Source organism: Streptomyces sp. YKOK-I1 (assembly GCF_054660435.1).
On record NZ_BAAGDR010000001.1, the window covers coordinates 2,770,226 to 2,783,395 of the forward strand.

Sequence of the window (13,170 nt, forward strand, 5' to 3'; positions counted from 1 at the left end):
GGATTCACCGCACCGCTCGCCTGTGGGCTCGACTATCCGGAGCAAGGCACGACGAGCCCGGCGCCCAGGAAGTACGTCTCGGCATGGACACACACTGCCTTGTCACACCCGACCAGGGCACCGCCTACGGCTGTGTACGGGAGGTGGAGCTGGACGGCGAGGTGCTGCGGGTGACCTTGGAGCCCTCGTCGTTGGAGGTGCTGCCGCGCATCCTGGCGTACGGGCGCCCCGATGCGCGGCCGCGGCTGATCAAGCTGTAGCGGGCCGTCCCCGTGCCCGGTGAGGGTCAGTTGTGGCTGTGGAGGACGTCGTTCAGGCCGCCCCACACCGCGTTGTTCGGGCGGGCCTCCACCGTGCCGGTGACCGAGTTGCGGCGGAAGAGGATGTTCGAGGCGCCGGAGAGCTCGCGGGCCTTGACGATCTGGCCGTCGGGCATCGTGACGCGGGTGCCGGCGGTGACGTAGAGGCCGGCCTCGACCACGCACTCGTCGCCGAGCGCGATGCCCACGCCCGCCTCGGCGCCGATCAGGCAGCGCTCGCCGATGGAGATGATGACGTTGCCGCCGCCGGAGAGCGTGCCCATCGTGGAGGCGCCGCCGCCGATGTCGGAGCCGTCGCCGATGATCACGCCGGCCGAGATACGGCCCTCGACCATCGAGGTGCCGAGGGTGCCGGCGTTGAAGTTGACGAAGCCCTCGTGCATGACCGTGGTGCCCTCGGCGAGGTGCGCGCCGAGGCGGACGCGGTCGGCGTCGGCGATACGGACGCCCTTGGGGGCGACGTAGTCCGTCATGCGCGGGAACTTGTCGATGGACGTCACCTGGAGGTGGAGGCCCTCGGCGCGGGCGTTCAGGCGGACCTTCTCCACGTCGTCGACGGCGACCGGGCCGAGGGAGGTCCAGGCGACGTTGGCGAGGTGGGCGAAGATGCCGTCCAGGTTCTGGCCGTGCGGGCGGACCAGGCGGTGGGAGAGGAGGTGGAGGCGGAGGTAGACGTCGTGCGCGTCGAGCGGCTTGGCGTCGAGGGAGGCGATGACCGTACGGACCGCTACCACTTCCACACCTCGGCGGGGGTCCGGGCCGACGGCCGCGGTCGCGCCGTCACCGAGGAGCTCGGCGGCGCGGTCGGCGGTGAGGCGCTCGGTGCCGGACGGGCCGGGGTCGGCCACGAGCTCGGGGGCCGGGAACCAGGTGTCGAGGATGGTGCCGTCGGCGGCGAGGGTGGCGAGGCCGGTGGCCACCGCGCCGGTGGTGCTTGGAGCAGTCGTATCGGTCATAGGAAAAACCTAACCGGACGAAGAGTGCGGAGGCTAACCAGCGGGGCGTTGTCTCAGGTAGCGGGCCAAGGGGGGCGGGAAGCCAGGAGCGGGCGATGTCAGCCGACGGCCTGCTGTGCGCTTTCGCTGTGGGGCGCTTCCCTCGGGTTCCCCTTCGCGCTCCCCCGTGGCTTGTGGTGCGCGGCGGTCAGTACCGCCGCTCCCGCCAGCGCCGCGAGTGCCGCGCACAGGGGCCAGAGGGTGGTCGGCTGCGCCGCGTAGAGGGTGCCGCCCAGGGGGGCCGCCAGGACCACGCCGGTGATCGACGCACCCGCGTAGAGGGACTGGAAGCGGCCCTGGACGTGGGGTGGCGCCTCGTCCGCCATGTAGGCGGTGGCCGTTGTCTTGTAGAGGAGTTCGCCGAGGGTGAGGAGGGTCATCATGGCGACGGCCGTGATGATGCTCGCGCCCAGGAGGAGGGTCGCGTAGCCGGCGCCCACCAGGAGGAGGCCCGTTCCGACGATACGGAGGGGGGCGTGGCGGCGCAGGGCCAGGGCCGCCGGGAGTTCCAGGCAGAGCAGGACCGCTCCGTTGACCGCCAGGAGTGCGCCGTACACGCCGGTGTCCATGTGGTGGTCGGCCAGGTAGAGGGGGAACGTGGAGTACTGCTGGCGGTAGACGATGTCGGTGACGACTATCGCCAGGAGGAGGGTGAGGACGGCCGGGCGGGTGCGCAGTTCCGGCCAGAGGCCGCCCGTCTCGTGACGGGACGGGCGGGGACGGGGGGCCGCTCCGCCGGGGAACACGCGGGCCATCCACGCCGCCAGGGCTAGGCCGCCGATGCCTTCGGCCGCGTAGAGGCAGTCGTAGGAGAGGTGGGTGGCCACGAAGGCGCCCAGGACGGGGCCGATGGTGAAGCCGCCGTTCGCCGAGGCCCGGATCAGGGCGAAGGCCTGGCGGCGGGCGCCGTCGGGGACGATCACCGCCACGAGGGCGGAGTTGGCCGCGCGCTGTACGCCGGAGGTGTACTGGGCCAGGGGGAGGACGGCGTAGAGGGCGGGGGTGGGAAGGACGGGGACGGCCGCGAGCAGGGCCCCGGAGGCGGTCGCGGCGGTGAGGAGGACTCGGCGGTGGCCCAGGTGGTCGCCGTACCAGCCGCCGGTGAAGTTGCCCGCGAGCAGGCCGGTGCCGCCGAGGCCCACCAGGAGGCCCGCCTCGCCGGGGCTCAGGGCGCGGGGGCCGGTCAGATAGAGGAAGACGAAGACGAAACTGACGCTGACGGTCATGTTGGCGAACGTGCCGGCCGCCAGCAGCCATACCGGTCGCGGTAATTCTCTCAGTCCTCGCACCCGTCCCCCTCTGAGTGAGTTCCTTTTGGGAACTCACTGTGTCAGCATGACAGCCTCGGGTCAATGGAGAAGGGAGGCCTGTCATGGCCCGCAGGACGAGCCTCGAGGACTCCACCTGCGCGATCGCGCAGGCCCTGGACGTCGTGGGCGACTGGTGGACGCTGCTGATCGTGCGGGACGCGGCGCGCGGGGTGCATCGGTTCGACGCGCTGCAACGTGAACTCGGGATGTCCCGGAAGGTGTTGACGGAGCGGCTGCGGCTGCTGGTGGAGGCCGACGTGCTGGTGCGGGTGCCGTACCAGGAGCGGCCCGTGCGGTACGAGTACCGGCTCACCCCGAGGGGGCGTGCGCTGCTGCCGGTGCTGGTGGCCCTTCAGGACTGGGGGGACGCCTGGGTACTGGGGGACGGGGAGACCACGGCCACGGGCGAGGAGGCGTCCGCCGAGGGGCGGCGGGTGCACGCCCTCGTGGGGACCCGGGTGCCGGAGCTGCGGCTGGTCGACGACCGGGGGGAGCCGCGGGATCCGGTCGACGACGAGCTGCCGTACACCGTTCTGTACTGCTTTCCGGGGGCCTTCGCCCGGGGCGCGTCCTATCCGCCCGGGTGGGCCGGCATTCCGGGGACCGCGGGGTGCACGCTGGAGTCGTGCACCTATCGGGACCGGAGGGGGGAGTTCCGGGAGGCGGGCGCCGCCGTGCGGGGGGTGTCGACCCAGCGGGCCGATGAGCAGCGGGAGTTCTCCGAGAAGGAGGGGCTCGGGTTTCCGTTGCTGTCCGATGCGGAGTTGTCGCTCATCGGCGCCCTGCGACTGCCCACGTTCCGGGCGGCCGGCGCCACGCGGCTGAAGCGGCTGACCCTGGTCGTGGACCGGGAGCGGGTGGTGCGGGATGTGCAGTATCCGGTGACCGATGTGGCGGGGAGCGTGGCGGCCGCGCTCAGTGCGGTGCGGCAGATGGGGCTGGAGAAGGGGAAGGCGACGGGGACGGGGACGGGGACGGGGACGGGGGGATGAGGCGGGAGAGGGCCTCTCGGGCGTACTCCTCGTCGTAGGGGGTGTCGGTGAGGAGGACCTGGAGGCAGATGCCGTCCATGAGGGCGACCAGGGCGCGGGCCGTCAGCGGGTCGGTGCGGGGGGCCAGGAGGGCGGCCATCGCATCGGCCCACTCGGCCGCCACCGGGCGCAGGGCGGGGCGGCGCAGGGCGGCCAGGTAGAGCTCGTACTCCAGTTCCACGCCGGTGCGGTCGCCGGCCAGCCATGCGCCGAGCCAGGCCGCCAGTTCGGTCGGCAGGTCGGCCTGCGGGTCCGACAGCGCGCCGCGGGCCGCGACCACCTTGGCGAAGCCCTCGTTGGCCTGGCGCAGGGCGGCCGTCATCAGGTCGTCGAGGGTGGTGAAGTGGTACGTGGTGGAGCCCAGCGGGACGTCCGCCTCGGCCGCCACCGAGCGGTGGGTGAGGCCGGCCAGGCCCTTGCGGCCGACCACGCGGATCGCCGCGTCGATGATCCGCTGGCGGCGCTCGGGGTCGTAGCGGCGGGCCATCAGTGCGCACCGCCCAGGTTCAGGACCACCACTCCGCCGATGATCAGCACGATTCCGGCGATCTTGGTGAGGGTGAGGGACTCCCCGAAGAGGGCGAGGCCGAGGACGGCGATGGTCGCGGTGCCCGCCCCGGACCAGATCGCGTACGCCGTGCCGATCCCGACCGACTTCAGGGTCTGGGAGAGGAGGAGGAAGGAGACGGCGTAGCCCACCGCCGTCAGCAGCGTGGGCCAGAGCCTGCTGAAGCCCTCGCTGTACTTCATGGCGGTCGTCGCGGCCACCTCGGCGGCGATGGCTCCGGAGAGCGTCAGGTATCCCATGTGTACGAGCGTACACAACGAATCGGGGTGATATGTACGGACGTACGCATGCAACCTGCGGACAGCTACGAAAGCGTTATCGAAAGCGCTCACCCAAACGGCTGAACCTGAGCCACAGCGTCCACTACTGTTTCACCGTTCATACACCGGGCCATCGCAGCCGCGGCCGCCGTCAGCAGCGCCGCTGGAGGAACTAGCGCATGCCAATAAACAAGTCCCGGCCGCCCCAGGAGCAACCGTGGGAGAACGGCTGGGCCCCGGACACCTCCCGGGCTCCCGGAACCCGACGGCTCTGGCTGGCCGGCGGACTCGCCGTGGCCACCGTCGTCGCCTGTGTGACCGCGATCGCGGTCAACGACCGGGATTCCGACGGGGGTTCGGAGGCACGTGAGGGGCGGGCGCTGTCCGGCGACCCCGACTCGGACGGGCTGATCTCGTTCGCCACGCCGTCGGTCTCCGCCAGCGGCACCGCCTCCTCGACGGCGGGCGGCGACAAGGGCACCCAGGGCGCCGACAGCCCCTCCGCGTCCGCCTCCTCCTCGTCCTCGGCGGCCGGGGACGCCTCGTCGGCCGCCGACGAGACGGACGGCAGCGGCAGTCCCTCGCCGCACACCTCGGGCAAGGCCTCGGCGTCGCCGACCAAGAAGCCCTCCGACCCCACGCCGACCAGCTACGAGCGGTCGGTGCGGTCGGTCAACTACCCGGACCGCTACTGGCATCTGAGCAGCGGTCTGGTGAAGCTCGACCCGCTGCGCGGCTCGGAGTCCCGCGAGGACTCCACGTTCACCGTGGTCAAGGGGCTGACGGACAGCTCCTGTTACTCCTTCAAGACGGACGACGGCCGGTATCTGCGGCACCGCAACTTCGTGCTGCGCGCCGACAGTTACGACGGCTCCTCGCTGTTCAAGCAGGACGCCACCTTCTGCGCCCGCTCCTCCTCCTACTCCGGCGCCGTCATGCTGGAGTCGGTGAACTACCCGGGCCGCTACCTGCGCCACAAGGACTTCCAGGTCCGCCTCGACACATACCAGAACAGCGAGCTGTACCGCGCCGACTCGGCGTTCCGGTTCGTGGCCGGACTGGGCTGAGACGCCGGGAGAAACAAGAGAGTGGCGGCACCCCCGGGAAGGGGTGCCGCCACTCTCTCGTTTCCGTCAGGTGATCTCAGACGTTGAAGCCGAGCGCGCGCAGCTGCTCGCGGCCGTCGTCGGTGATCTTGTCGGGGCCCCACGGGGGCATCCAGACCCAGTTGATGCGGAGTTCGTTGACGAGGCCGTCCGTGGCGGACTTGGCCTGGTCCTCGATGACGTCCGTCAGCGGGCAGGCCGCGGAGGTCAGGGTCATGTCGATCGTCGCGATGTTCGCGTCGTCGATGTGGATGCCGTAGATGAGGCCCAGGTTGACGACGTCGATGCCCAGCTCGGGGTCGACGACGTCGTACAACGCCTCGCGGACCTCGTCCTCGGAGGCCGGCTTCATCTCCACGGTGTCGCTCATGCCGTCTTCCTTTCGGCGTCCGAGCCCAGGGCCTGGGCCGTCGCGTCCTTCCACGCCATCCAGCTCAGGAGGGCGCACTTGACCCGGGCCGGGTACTTGGAGACACCGGCGAACGCGACCGCGTCCTCCAGCACCTCCTCCATCGCGTCGTCGGGCTCGATCCGGCCCTTGGACTGCATCAGCTCCAGGAAGGTCTCCTGGATCTTCTGCGCCTCGGACACGTCCTTGCCGACCAGGAGGTCGTTGAGGACGGACGCGCTCGCCTGGCTGATGGAGCAGCCCTGGCCCTCGTAGGAGACGTCCTCGATCTTCGTGCCGTCGTACTTCACCCGCAGGGTGATCTCGTCACCGCAGGTGGGGTTGACGTGGTGCACCTCGGCGTCGCCGTCCCGCAGACCACGCCCGTGCGGGTGCTTGTAGTGGTCCAGGATGACTTCCTGGTACATCGAGTCCAGCTTCACGGTTTCAGCACGCCCCTCAGCCGAAGAAGTTCCGTACGTGCTCCAGGCCGTCGACCAGTGCGTCGATCTCGGCCGGCGTGGAGTACAGATAGAACGACGCTCGCGTGGTCGCGGGAATTCCGTACCGCAGGCAGACCGGGCGGGCGCAGTGGTGGCCGACCCGGACCGCTATGCCCTGCTCGTCCAGCACCTGGCCCACGTCGTGCGGGTGGATGTCGCCGAGCGTGAAGGAGATCGCGGCGCCCCGGTCCTCGGCCGTGGTGGGGCCGATGATCCGCAGGTCCGGGACTTCCGCCAGGCGGCGGACGGCGTACTCCGTCAGCGCGTGCTCATGGGCGAGGATCCGGTCCATGCCGATGGCGTTCAGGTAGTCGATCGCCGCGCCCAGACCGACCGCCTGGGCGATCGGCGGGGTGCCCGCCTCGAACTTGTGCGGGGCGGGAGCGTACGTCGACGAGTGCATCGACACCGTCTCGATCATCTCGCCGCCGCCGAGGAACGGGGGCAGGTCCTCCAGGAGTTCCTGGCGGCCCCAGAGCACACCGATGCCGGTCGGGCCGCACATCTTGTGGCCGGTGAAGGCCACGAAGTCGGCCTGGAGGGCCTGGACGTCCAGCGGCATGTGCGGCGCGGCCTGCGAGGCGTCGATGCAGACCAGCGCGCCGACCTCCTGGGCGCGGCGCACTATCGCCTCGACCGGGTTGACGGTGCCGAGGATGTTCGAGACCAGGACGAAGGAGACGATCTTCGTCTTCTCCGTGATGATCTCGTCGATGTTGGAGAGGTCGAGGCGGCCGTCGTCGGTGAGGCCGAACCACTTCAGCTTCGCGCCCGTGCGCTGCGCGAGCAGCTGCCACGGCACGATGTTGGAGTGGTGCTCCATCTCGGTGATGACGATCTCGGTCTCGCGGTCCACCCGGTAGGGCTCGTCGGCCCAGCCGAGCATGTTCGCCACGAGGTTCAGCGATTCGGAGGCGTTCTTGGTGAAGATCACCTCGTCGCGACTGGGCGCGTTGACGAACGCGGCGACCTTGTCGCGCGCGCCCTCGTACAGCGCCGTGGCCTCCTCGGCGAGCACATGCACACCGCGGTGGACGTTGGCGTTGTAGCGCTCGTAGTACTCGCTCAGGGCGTCCAGCACCTGGCGCGGCTTCTGCGAGGTCGCCGCGTTGTCCAGGTACACGAGCTTCTTGTCGTCATGGACCAGCCGGTCCAGGACGGGGAAGTCCTTACGGATCGCCTCGGTGTCGAGGAGGCCCGGCAGCTGTGTCACTCGGATGCGCCACCCTTCGTGTATGCCTCGTAGCCCTCGGCCTCCAGCTTGTCGGCGAGCTCGGGGCCACCCGACTCGACGATCTTCCCGGCGGCGAACACGTGCACGTGGTCGGGCTTGATGTAGCGCAGGATGCGCGTGTAGTGCGTGATCAGCAGGGTGCCGACCTCGCCGGACTCCCGGACGCGGTTGACGCCCTCGGAGACGATGCGGAGGGCGTCGACGTCCAGACCGGAGTCGGTCTCGTCGAGGATCGCGACCTTCGGCTTGAGCAGTTCGAGCTGGAGGATCTCGTGGCGCTTCTTCTCACCGCCGGAGAAGCCCTCGTTGACGTTGCGCTCGGCGAAGGAGGGGTCCATGTTGAGGCGCTCCATGGCCTCCTTGACCTCCTTCACCCAGGTACGCAGCTTGGGGGCCTCGCCGCGGATGGCGGTGGCGGAGGTGCGCAGGAAGTTGGAGACCGAGACACCGGGGACCTCGACCGGGTACTGCATCGCCAGGAACAGGCCCGCGCGGGCGCGCTCGTCGACGGACATCTCCAGGACGTCCTCGCCGTCGAGCAGCACGGTGCCGCCGGTGATCGTGTACTTCGGGTGGCCCGCGAGGGAGTAGGCCAGGGTCGACTTGCCGGAGCCGTTGGGGCCCATGATGGCGTGCGTCTCGCCCTGCTTCACGGTGAGGTCGACGCCCTTGAGGATCTCCTTCGTGGCGTTGTCGGCCTCGACGGTGACGTGCAGGTCTCGGATTTCAAGCGTTGCCATGGTGGCCTCAGGACTCCTGGGTGAGGGAGACGAGCACATCGTCCCCTTCGATCTTGACGGGGTATACGGGGACGGGGCGCGTCGCGGGAAGGCCGGACGGCTTGCCGGTGCGGAGGTCGAACGCGGAGCCGTGCAGCCAGCACTCGATCTGGCAGTCCTCCACCTCGCCCTCGGAGAGCGAGACGTTCGCGTGGGAGCAGATGTCGTGGATGGCGAACACCTCTCCCTCGGTCCGGACGACCGAGACCGGCGTGCCGTCGAGCTCCACCCGCTTCGGGGTGTCGTCCTCCAGCTCGCTCAGTCCGCAGGCGCGTACGAAGGCCATCAGACGGTGGCCTCCAGCTCGGCCTCGATCTTCGCGAGCAGACGCTCCTCGATGTCCGGGACACCGATCTGCTGGACCAGCTCGGCGAAGAAGCCGCGGACCACCAGACGGCGGGCCTCGTCGGCCGGGATGCCGCGGGCCATCAGGTAGAAGAGCTGCTCGTCGTCGAAGCGGCCGGTGGCGGAGGCGTGGCCGGCGCCGACGATCTCGCCGGTCTCGATCTCCAGGTTCGGCACCGAGTCGACGCGCGCGCCGTCCGTGAGGACCAGGTTGCGGTTCATCTCGTAGGTGTCGGTGCCCTCGGCCGTGGCCTCGATCAGCACGTCGCCGATCCACACCGCGTGCGCGTCGTCGCCCTGGAGGGCGCCCTTGTAGACGACGTGGGACTTGCAGTGCGGGACGTTGTGGTCGACCAGCAGGCGGTGCTCCTGGTGCTGGCCGGCGTCGGTGAAGTACAGGCCGAACAGCTCGGCCTCGGCGCCGGTGCCGGCGTAGGCGACGCGCGGGTGCAGACGTACGACGTCGCCGCCGAAGGTGACGACCACGGACTTGAAGCTCGCGTCCCGGCCGACGAGGGCGTTGTGCTGGGCCACGTGCACGGCCTTGTCGTCCCAGTCCTGGACGGAGACGACGGTGAGCTTGGCGCCGTCGCCGAGGACGTAGTCGACGTTGGCGGCGACGACCGCGTCACCGGTGTGGTCGATGACGACGACGGCCTCGGCGAAGGCCCCGAGCTGGATCACCTGGTGGCCGAAGGAGACCCCGCCCTCGCCGTGCACCGCGATGCGGATGGGCTCGGTGAGGACCGTCTCCTTGGGGACGGTGATCACGCCGGCCTTCTCGAACGCCGAGTAGGCCTGGGCGGCGATCCGGTCCACGGGGGTGCCCGCCCTGCCGAGGCGCGGGTCGTCGCGGTCGACGAGTTCGACGGTGACGCCCTCGGGTGCCTCGACGGCGACCTTGACGCCCTCGCCGGTGGCGACGGCGGTGCCGTCGTGCAGACCGCGCAGGCGCTCCAGCGGGGTGAACCGCCACTCCTCCTCGCGGCCGTGCGGGACCGGGAAGTCCGCGACGTCGAAGGACGGGGGCGCGCTCATGCGCGTGGCGACGGTCGACTCGGCGGCGACCGCGATCGCGCCCGCGGTGGTCGACCCCGCGGGGATGTTCTGAGCCTCAGCCATGGCTGTCGTAATGCTCGCTTTCCGTTACGTAAGGGGGCTGATGGGGTGCGGACCGGTGATTAGCCGACCGCGCCTTCCATCTGCAGCTCGATCAGCCGGTTGAGCTCCAGCGCGTACTCCATCGGCAGCTCCTTCGCGATGGGCTCGACGAAGCCGCGCACGATCATCGCCATCGCCTCGAACTCGGAGAGACCGCGGCTCATCAGGTAGAAGAGCTGGTCCTCGGAGACCTTGGAGACGGTCGCCTCGTGGCCCATGGACACGTCGTCCTCGCGGACGTCCACGTAGGGGTAGGTGTCCGAGCGGGAGATGGTGTCGACGAGCAGCGCGTCGCACAGCACGTTGGACTTGGAGCCGTGGGCGCCCTCGCCGATCTCGACGAGCCCGCGGTAGGAGGTACGGCCGCCGCCTCGCGCCACCGACTTGGAGACGATGTTGGAGGAGGTGTTCGGCGCCATGTGGACCATCTTGGAGCCGGCGTCCTGGTGCTGGCCCTCGCCCGCGAAGGCGATGGAGAGGGTCTCGCCCTTGGCGTGCTCGCCCATCAGGTAGACGGCGGGGTACTTCATCGTCACCTTGGAGCCGATGTTGCCGTCGATCCACTCCATGGTGGCGCCCTCGTAGGCGACGGCGCGCTTGGTGACCAGGTTGTAGACGTTGTTGGACCAGTTCTGGATGGTCGTGTAGCGGCAGCGGGCGTTCTTCTTGACGATGATCTCGACGACCGCGCTGTGCAGGGAGTCCGACTTGTAGATCGGGGCCGTACAGCCCTCGACGTAGTGCACGTAGGCACCCTCGTCGACGATGATCAGGGTCCGCTCGAACTGGCCCATGTTCTCGGTGTTGATCCGGAAGTAGGCCTGGAGCGGGATCTCGACGTGCACGCCCTTCGGCACGTAGATGAAGGAGCCGCCGGACCACACGGCCGTGTTCAGCGCGGCGAACTTGTTGTCACCGGCGGGGATGACGGTGCCGAAGTACTCCTTGAAGAGCTCCGGGTGCTCCTTCAGGGCGGTGTCGGTGTCGAGGAAGATGACGCCCTGCTCCTCCAGGTCCTCGCGGATCTGGTGGTAGACGACCTCCGACTCGTACTGGGCGGCGACACCGGCGACGAGGCGCTGCTTCTCGGCCTCCGGGATGCCCAGCTTGTCGTAGGTGTTCTTGATGTCCTCGGGCAGGTCCTCCCAGGACTCCGCCTGCTTCTCCGTGGAGCGCACGAAGTACTTGATGTTGTCGAAGTCGATGCCGGAGAGGTCGGAGCCCCAGTTCGGCATGGGCTTCTTCTCGAAGAGCTTGAGGCCCTTGAGGCGGAGCTTGGTCATCCACTCCGGCTCGGACTTCTTCGAGGAGATGTCGGTGACGACCTCCTCGTTGATGCCGCGCCGCGCAGAGGCACCGGCGGTGTCGGAGTCGGCCCAGCCGTATTCGTACTTGCCCAGGCCCTCGAGTTCGGGGTGGGCAGTCTCCGTGGGGAGAGTCATGCGGGGTTCCTCCCGGCCGTGCTTGCAGATGCGTTGTGGGAAATCTCGGGAATCTTGGGGATGAACGTCGTGCAGACCCCGTCGCCGTGGGCGATGGTGGCCAGTCGCTGGACGTGCGTTCCGAGCAGCTTGGAGAAGACCTCGGTCTCGGCCTCGCAGAGCTGCGGGAACTTCTCCGCCACGTGGGCGACCGGGCAGTGGTGCTGGCACAGCTGCTCGCCGACCGGTGCGCTGCGCGCCGTAGCAGCGTACCCGTCGGCGCTCAGGGCCCTGGCCAGGGCTTCGGTGCGCTCCTCGGGGGCGGCCGCCTCGATGGCCTCGCGGTAGGCGCCGGCCTGCTCGGCGATCCGCGCGCGGGCGAAGGCGACGACGGCCTCGTCCCCGCCGAACTGCTGCTGGATCCAGCGCAGGGCGTCGGCGGCGAGCGTGTCGTAGGACTGGTCGAAGGCGTCCCGGCCGCAGTCGGTGAGGGCGAAGACCTTCGCCGGCCGGCCGCGGGTGCGCGCTCCGTAGACCCGCTGCTCGCGGGGCTGTACGACGTCGTCGGCGGCCAGCGCGTCGAGGTGGCGGCGGACGGCCGCGGGGGTGAGTCCCAGGCGGTCGGCCAGCTCGGCGACGGTCGACGGCCCGTGGTCCAGGATGGACCGCGCGACGCGGTTGCGGGTGGACCGCTCACCGGTCGCGAGCTCCTCATGAGGAGTCCCCGTGGGGGTCTCCCGAGCCTCGCCGACGTTTTTCACAACGCCATTGTTGCGTAATTCCTCGAACACAGGCAAGCCGCGCCCGGTCCGCCCCGCGGTGCCCTGCGTCACTTAGGCATACCTAATCTGACCTGCGGAAACGATCACTGATCGATCAAAGCCCCGATTAAACCAGTGGCCCCGGCAGCCCGCTCCGGGGACACTGCAGGACCATGCCCACACCCCCTCCGACCGGCCCACTTGTCACTCGGGAGACCCTGGCGGCGCAGCTGCGGGACCTGGGTGTCGAACCGGGCGAAATCCTCCTCGTCCACTCCTCCCTCAGCTCCCTCGGCTGGGTGTGCGGAGGCCCCGTCGCGGTGGTCCAGGGCCTCCAAGACGCCCTGGGGCCGAACGGCACGCTCGTGGTCCCGACGCAGACCGGCGAGCTGTCCGATCCGGCGGAGTGGAGCCGTCCGCCGGTGCCGCGGGAGTGGTGGGAGACGATCCGCGCCACCCTGCCCGTCTACGACCCCCTGGTCACCCCCAGCCGGGGCCTCGGGGTGATCCCGGAGACCGTGCGCACCTGGCCCGGAGCGCTGCGCAGCGCCCATCCGCACACGTCGTTCGCGGCGCTCGGCCCACGGGCCGCGGAGATCGTCGAGGGGCACGCCGTCGACTGCCGGCTGGGCGAGCGCAGTCCGCTGGCCCGGCTGGAGCGGCTGGGGGCGCGGGTGCTGCTGCTGGGGGCCGGGTACGACGCGTGCACCAGCTTCCATCTCGCCGAGTACCGGATCCCGGCCCCGCTGGTGGAGGTCGGCCGGCCCGGCCCGCACGGGTGGGAGTCGGTGACCGAGGTGTCGATCGACTCCGACCGGTTCGACGAGCTGGGGCACGACTTCGAGCGGGACCGGCCCGTCGTACGGGGGAAGGCGGGCGCCGCCGACGTACGGCTGTTCCCGGTCGCGGACGCGGTCGCCTACGCCGAGCGCTGGCTGACGCTGCACCGCCCGCACGAGGAGGAGTTCTGACCCCCGGCCGCCCGGTG

General features: G+C 70.0%; 16 protein-coding genes. 4 read left to right on the forward strand and 12 right to left on the reverse strand.

The window, feature by feature from the left end; all coding sequences use genetic code 11:
- Nucleotides 1-83 precede the first annotated feature (83 nt).
- The gene (locus tag ACYQ8Q_RS11900) at nt 84-260 is read left to right on the forward strand and encodes a hypothetical protein (protein ID WP_460064320.1); all 177 of its coding nucleotides are present in this window, start codon (nt 84-86) and stop codon (nt 258-260) included.
- A 26-nt stretch (nt 261-286) separates the two neighbouring features.
- On the opposite strand, the gene dapD is transcribed toward ACYQ8Q_RS11900, so the two are convergent.
- Both dapD and ACYQ8Q_RS11910 read right to left on the reverse strand, forming a co-directional pair.
- Nucleotides 287-1,276 (reverse strand): 2,3,4,5-tetrahydropyridine-2,6-dicarboxylate N-succinyltransferase, encoded by a 990-nt coding sequence (gene dapD, locus ACYQ8Q_RS11905; RefSeq protein WP_460064321.1) that lies wholly within the window; start codon nt 1,274-1,276, stop codon nt 287-289.
- A gap of 98 nt (nt 1,277-1,374) precedes the next feature.
- The gene (locus tag ACYQ8Q_RS11910) at nt 1,375-2,541 is read right to left on the reverse strand and encodes an MFS transporter (RefSeq protein ID WP_460064322.1); all 1,167 of its coding nucleotides are present in this window, start codon (nt 2,539-2,541) and stop codon (nt 1,375-1,377) included.
- A gap of 146 nt (nt 2,542-2,687) precedes the next feature.
- Between ACYQ8Q_RS11910 and ACYQ8Q_RS11915 the strand changes: the two genes are divergently transcribed.
- The gene (locus ACYQ8Q_RS11915; RefSeq protein WP_460064324.1) at nt 2,688-3,617 is read left to right on the forward strand and encodes a winged helix-turn-helix transcriptional regulator; all 930 of its coding nucleotides are present in this window, start codon (nt 2,688-2,690) and stop codon (nt 3,615-3,617) included.
- Here the strand turns inward: ACYQ8Q_RS11915 and ACYQ8Q_RS11920 are convergent.
- Both ACYQ8Q_RS11920 and ACYQ8Q_RS11925 read right to left on the reverse strand, forming a co-directional pair.
- The gene (locus tag ACYQ8Q_RS11920) at nt 3,541-4,143 is read right to left on the reverse strand and encodes a TetR/AcrR family transcriptional regulator (protein ID WP_460064325.1); all 603 of its coding nucleotides are present in this window, start codon (nt 4,141-4,143) and stop codon (nt 3,541-3,543) included. The two genes, ACYQ8Q_RS11915 and ACYQ8Q_RS11920, sit on opposite strands and share 77 nt — an antisense overlap.
- A complete protein-coding gene (locus ACYQ8Q_RS11925; protein WP_460064327.1) occupies nt 4,143-4,463 on the reverse strand; it encodes a DMT family transporter in 321 nt (106 codons plus the stop codon). The genes ACYQ8Q_RS11920 and ACYQ8Q_RS11925 overlap by 1 nt, the downstream gene beginning before the upstream one ends.
- A gap of 200 nt (nt 4,464-4,663) precedes the next feature.
- Between ACYQ8Q_RS11925 and ACYQ8Q_RS11930 the strand changes: the two genes are divergently transcribed.
- Nucleotides 4,664-5,551, forward strand: coding sequence for an AbfB domain-containing protein (locus ACYQ8Q_RS11930; RefSeq protein WP_460064329.1), 888 nt, complete (start codon nt 4,664-4,666; stop codon nt 5,549-5,551).
- A gap of 76 nt (nt 5,552-5,627) precedes the next feature.
- Here the strand turns inward: ACYQ8Q_RS11930 and ACYQ8Q_RS11935 are convergent, their stop codons facing one another.
- Genes ACYQ8Q_RS11935 through ACYQ8Q_RS11970 form a run of 8 tightly spaced genes read right to left on the reverse strand, consistent with a single transcriptional unit; the run spans nt 5,628 to nt 12,182 of the window.
- Nucleotides 5,628-5,960, reverse strand: a complete 333-nt coding sequence (locus ACYQ8Q_RS11935; protein ID WP_171140724.1) for a metal-sulfur cluster assembly factor — start codon at nt 5,958-5,960, stop codon at nt 5,628-5,630.
- Nucleotides 5,957-6,421: a Fe-S cluster assembly sulfur transfer protein SufU gene (gene sufU, locus ACYQ8Q_RS11940; RefSeq protein WP_067258568.1), complete on the reverse strand. Its 465-nt coding sequence runs from the start codon at nt 6,419-6,421 to the stop codon at nt 5,957-5,959. Before sufU ends, ACYQ8Q_RS11935 begins: the two co-directional genes overlap by 4 nt.
- Nucleotides 6,422-6,437: 16 nt before the next feature.
- The gene (locus tag ACYQ8Q_RS11945; RefSeq protein ID WP_460064331.1) at nt 6,438-7,694 is read right to left on the reverse strand and encodes a cysteine desulfurase; all 1,257 of its coding nucleotides are present in this window, start codon (nt 7,692-7,694) and stop codon (nt 6,438-6,440) included.
- Entirely contained in the window at nt 7,691-8,455 is a 765-nt protein-coding gene (sufC, locus tag ACYQ8Q_RS11950) for a Fe-S cluster assembly ATPase SufC (protein WP_055636906.1), read from the reverse strand. Before sufC ends, ACYQ8Q_RS11945 begins: the two co-directional genes overlap by 4 nt.
- A gap of 7 nt (nt 8,456-8,462) precedes the next feature.
- A complete protein-coding gene (locus ACYQ8Q_RS11955) occupies nt 8,463-8,780 on the reverse strand; it encodes a non-heme iron oxygenase ferredoxin subunit (RefSeq protein WP_340381383.1) in 318 nt (105 codons plus the stop codon).
- A complete protein-coding gene (gene sufD, locus ACYQ8Q_RS11960; protein ID WP_460064333.1) occupies nt 8,780-9,961 on the reverse strand; it encodes a Fe-S cluster assembly protein SufD in 1,182 nt (393 codons plus the stop codon). The genes ACYQ8Q_RS11955 and sufD overlap by 1 nt, the downstream gene beginning before the upstream one ends.
- Before the next feature lie 59 nt (nt 9,962-10,020).
- On the reverse strand, nt 10,021-11,442 hold the full coding sequence (sufB, locus tag ACYQ8Q_RS11965; RefSeq protein ID WP_055636903.1) for a Fe-S cluster assembly protein SufB: 1,422 nt from the start codon (nt 11,440-11,442) through the stop codon (nt 10,021-10,023).
- Nucleotides 11,439-12,182 carry a helix-turn-helix transcriptional regulator gene (locus ACYQ8Q_RS11970; protein ID WP_460064336.1) on the reverse strand — a complete coding sequence of 248 codons (744 nt, stop codon included), beginning with the start codon at nt 12,180-12,182 and terminating at the stop codon, nt 11,439-11,441. The genes sufB and ACYQ8Q_RS11970 overlap by 4 nt, the downstream gene beginning before the upstream one ends.
- A 173-nt stretch (nt 12,183-12,355) precedes the next feature.
- Between ACYQ8Q_RS11970 and ACYQ8Q_RS11975 the strand changes: the two genes are divergently transcribed.
- The gene (locus tag ACYQ8Q_RS11975; RefSeq protein WP_460064338.1) at nt 12,356-13,153 is read left to right on the forward strand and encodes an AAC(3) family N-acetyltransferase; all 798 of its coding nucleotides are present in this window, start codon (nt 12,356-12,358) and stop codon (nt 13,151-13,153) included.
- Nucleotides 13,154-13,170 lie beyond the last annotated feature (17 nt).

What these genes read in the sequence shown, in the direction of transcription:
- ACYQ8Q_RS11955 (WP_340381383.1), bottom strand. Translation starts at nt 8,780, where the DNA reads ATGGCCTTCGTACGCGCCTGCGGACTGAGCGAGCTGGAGGACGACACC.
- ACYQ8Q_RS11975 (WP_460064338.1), top strand. Translation starts at nt 12,356, where the DNA reads ATGCCCACACCCCCTCCGACCGGCCCACTTGTCACTCGGGAGACCCTG.
- sufD (WP_460064333.1), bottom strand. Translation starts at nt 9,961, where the DNA reads ATGGCTGAGGCTCAGAACATCCCCGCGGGGTCGACCACCGCGGGCGCG.
- ACYQ8Q_RS11935 (WP_171140724.1), bottom strand. Translation starts at nt 5,960, where the DNA reads ATGAGCGACACCGTGGAGATGAAGCCGGCCTCCGAGGACGAGGTCCGC.
- ACYQ8Q_RS11915 (WP_460064324.1), top strand. Translation starts at nt 2,688, where the DNA reads ATGGCCCGCAGGACGAGCCTCGAGGACTCCACCTGCGCGATCGCGCAG.
- dapD (WP_460064321.1), bottom strand. Translation starts at nt 1,276, where the DNA reads ATGACCGATACGACTGCTCCAAGCACCACCGGCGCGGTGGCCACCGGC.
- ACYQ8Q_RS11925 (WP_460064327.1), bottom strand. Translation starts at nt 4,463, where the DNA reads ATGGGATACCTGACGCTCTCCGGAGCCATCGCCGCCGAGGTGGCCGCG.
- ACYQ8Q_RS11930 (WP_460064329.1), top strand. Translation starts at nt 4,664, where the DNA reads ATGCCAATAAACAAGTCCCGGCCGCCCCAGGAGCAACCGTGGGAGAAC.
- ACYQ8Q_RS11920 (WP_460064325.1), bottom strand. Translation starts at nt 4,143, where the DNA reads ATGGCCCGCCGCTACGACCCCGAGCGCCGCCAGCGGATCATCGACGCG.
- sufC (WP_055636906.1), bottom strand. Translation starts at nt 8,455, where the DNA reads ATGGCAACGCTTGAAATCCGAGACCTGCACGTCACCGTCGAGGCCGAC.
- ACYQ8Q_RS11910 (WP_460064322.1), bottom strand. Translation starts at nt 2,541, where the DNA reads ATGACCGTCAGCGTCAGTTTCGTCTTCGTCTTCCTCTATCTGACCGGC.
- sufB (WP_055636903.1), bottom strand. Translation starts at nt 11,442, where the DNA reads ATGACTCTCCCCACGGAGACTGCCCACCCCGAACTCGAGGGCCTGGGC.
- ACYQ8Q_RS11900 (WP_460064320.1), top strand. Translation starts at nt 84, where the DNA reads ATGGACACACACTGCCTTGTCACACCCGACCAGGGCACCGCCTACGGC.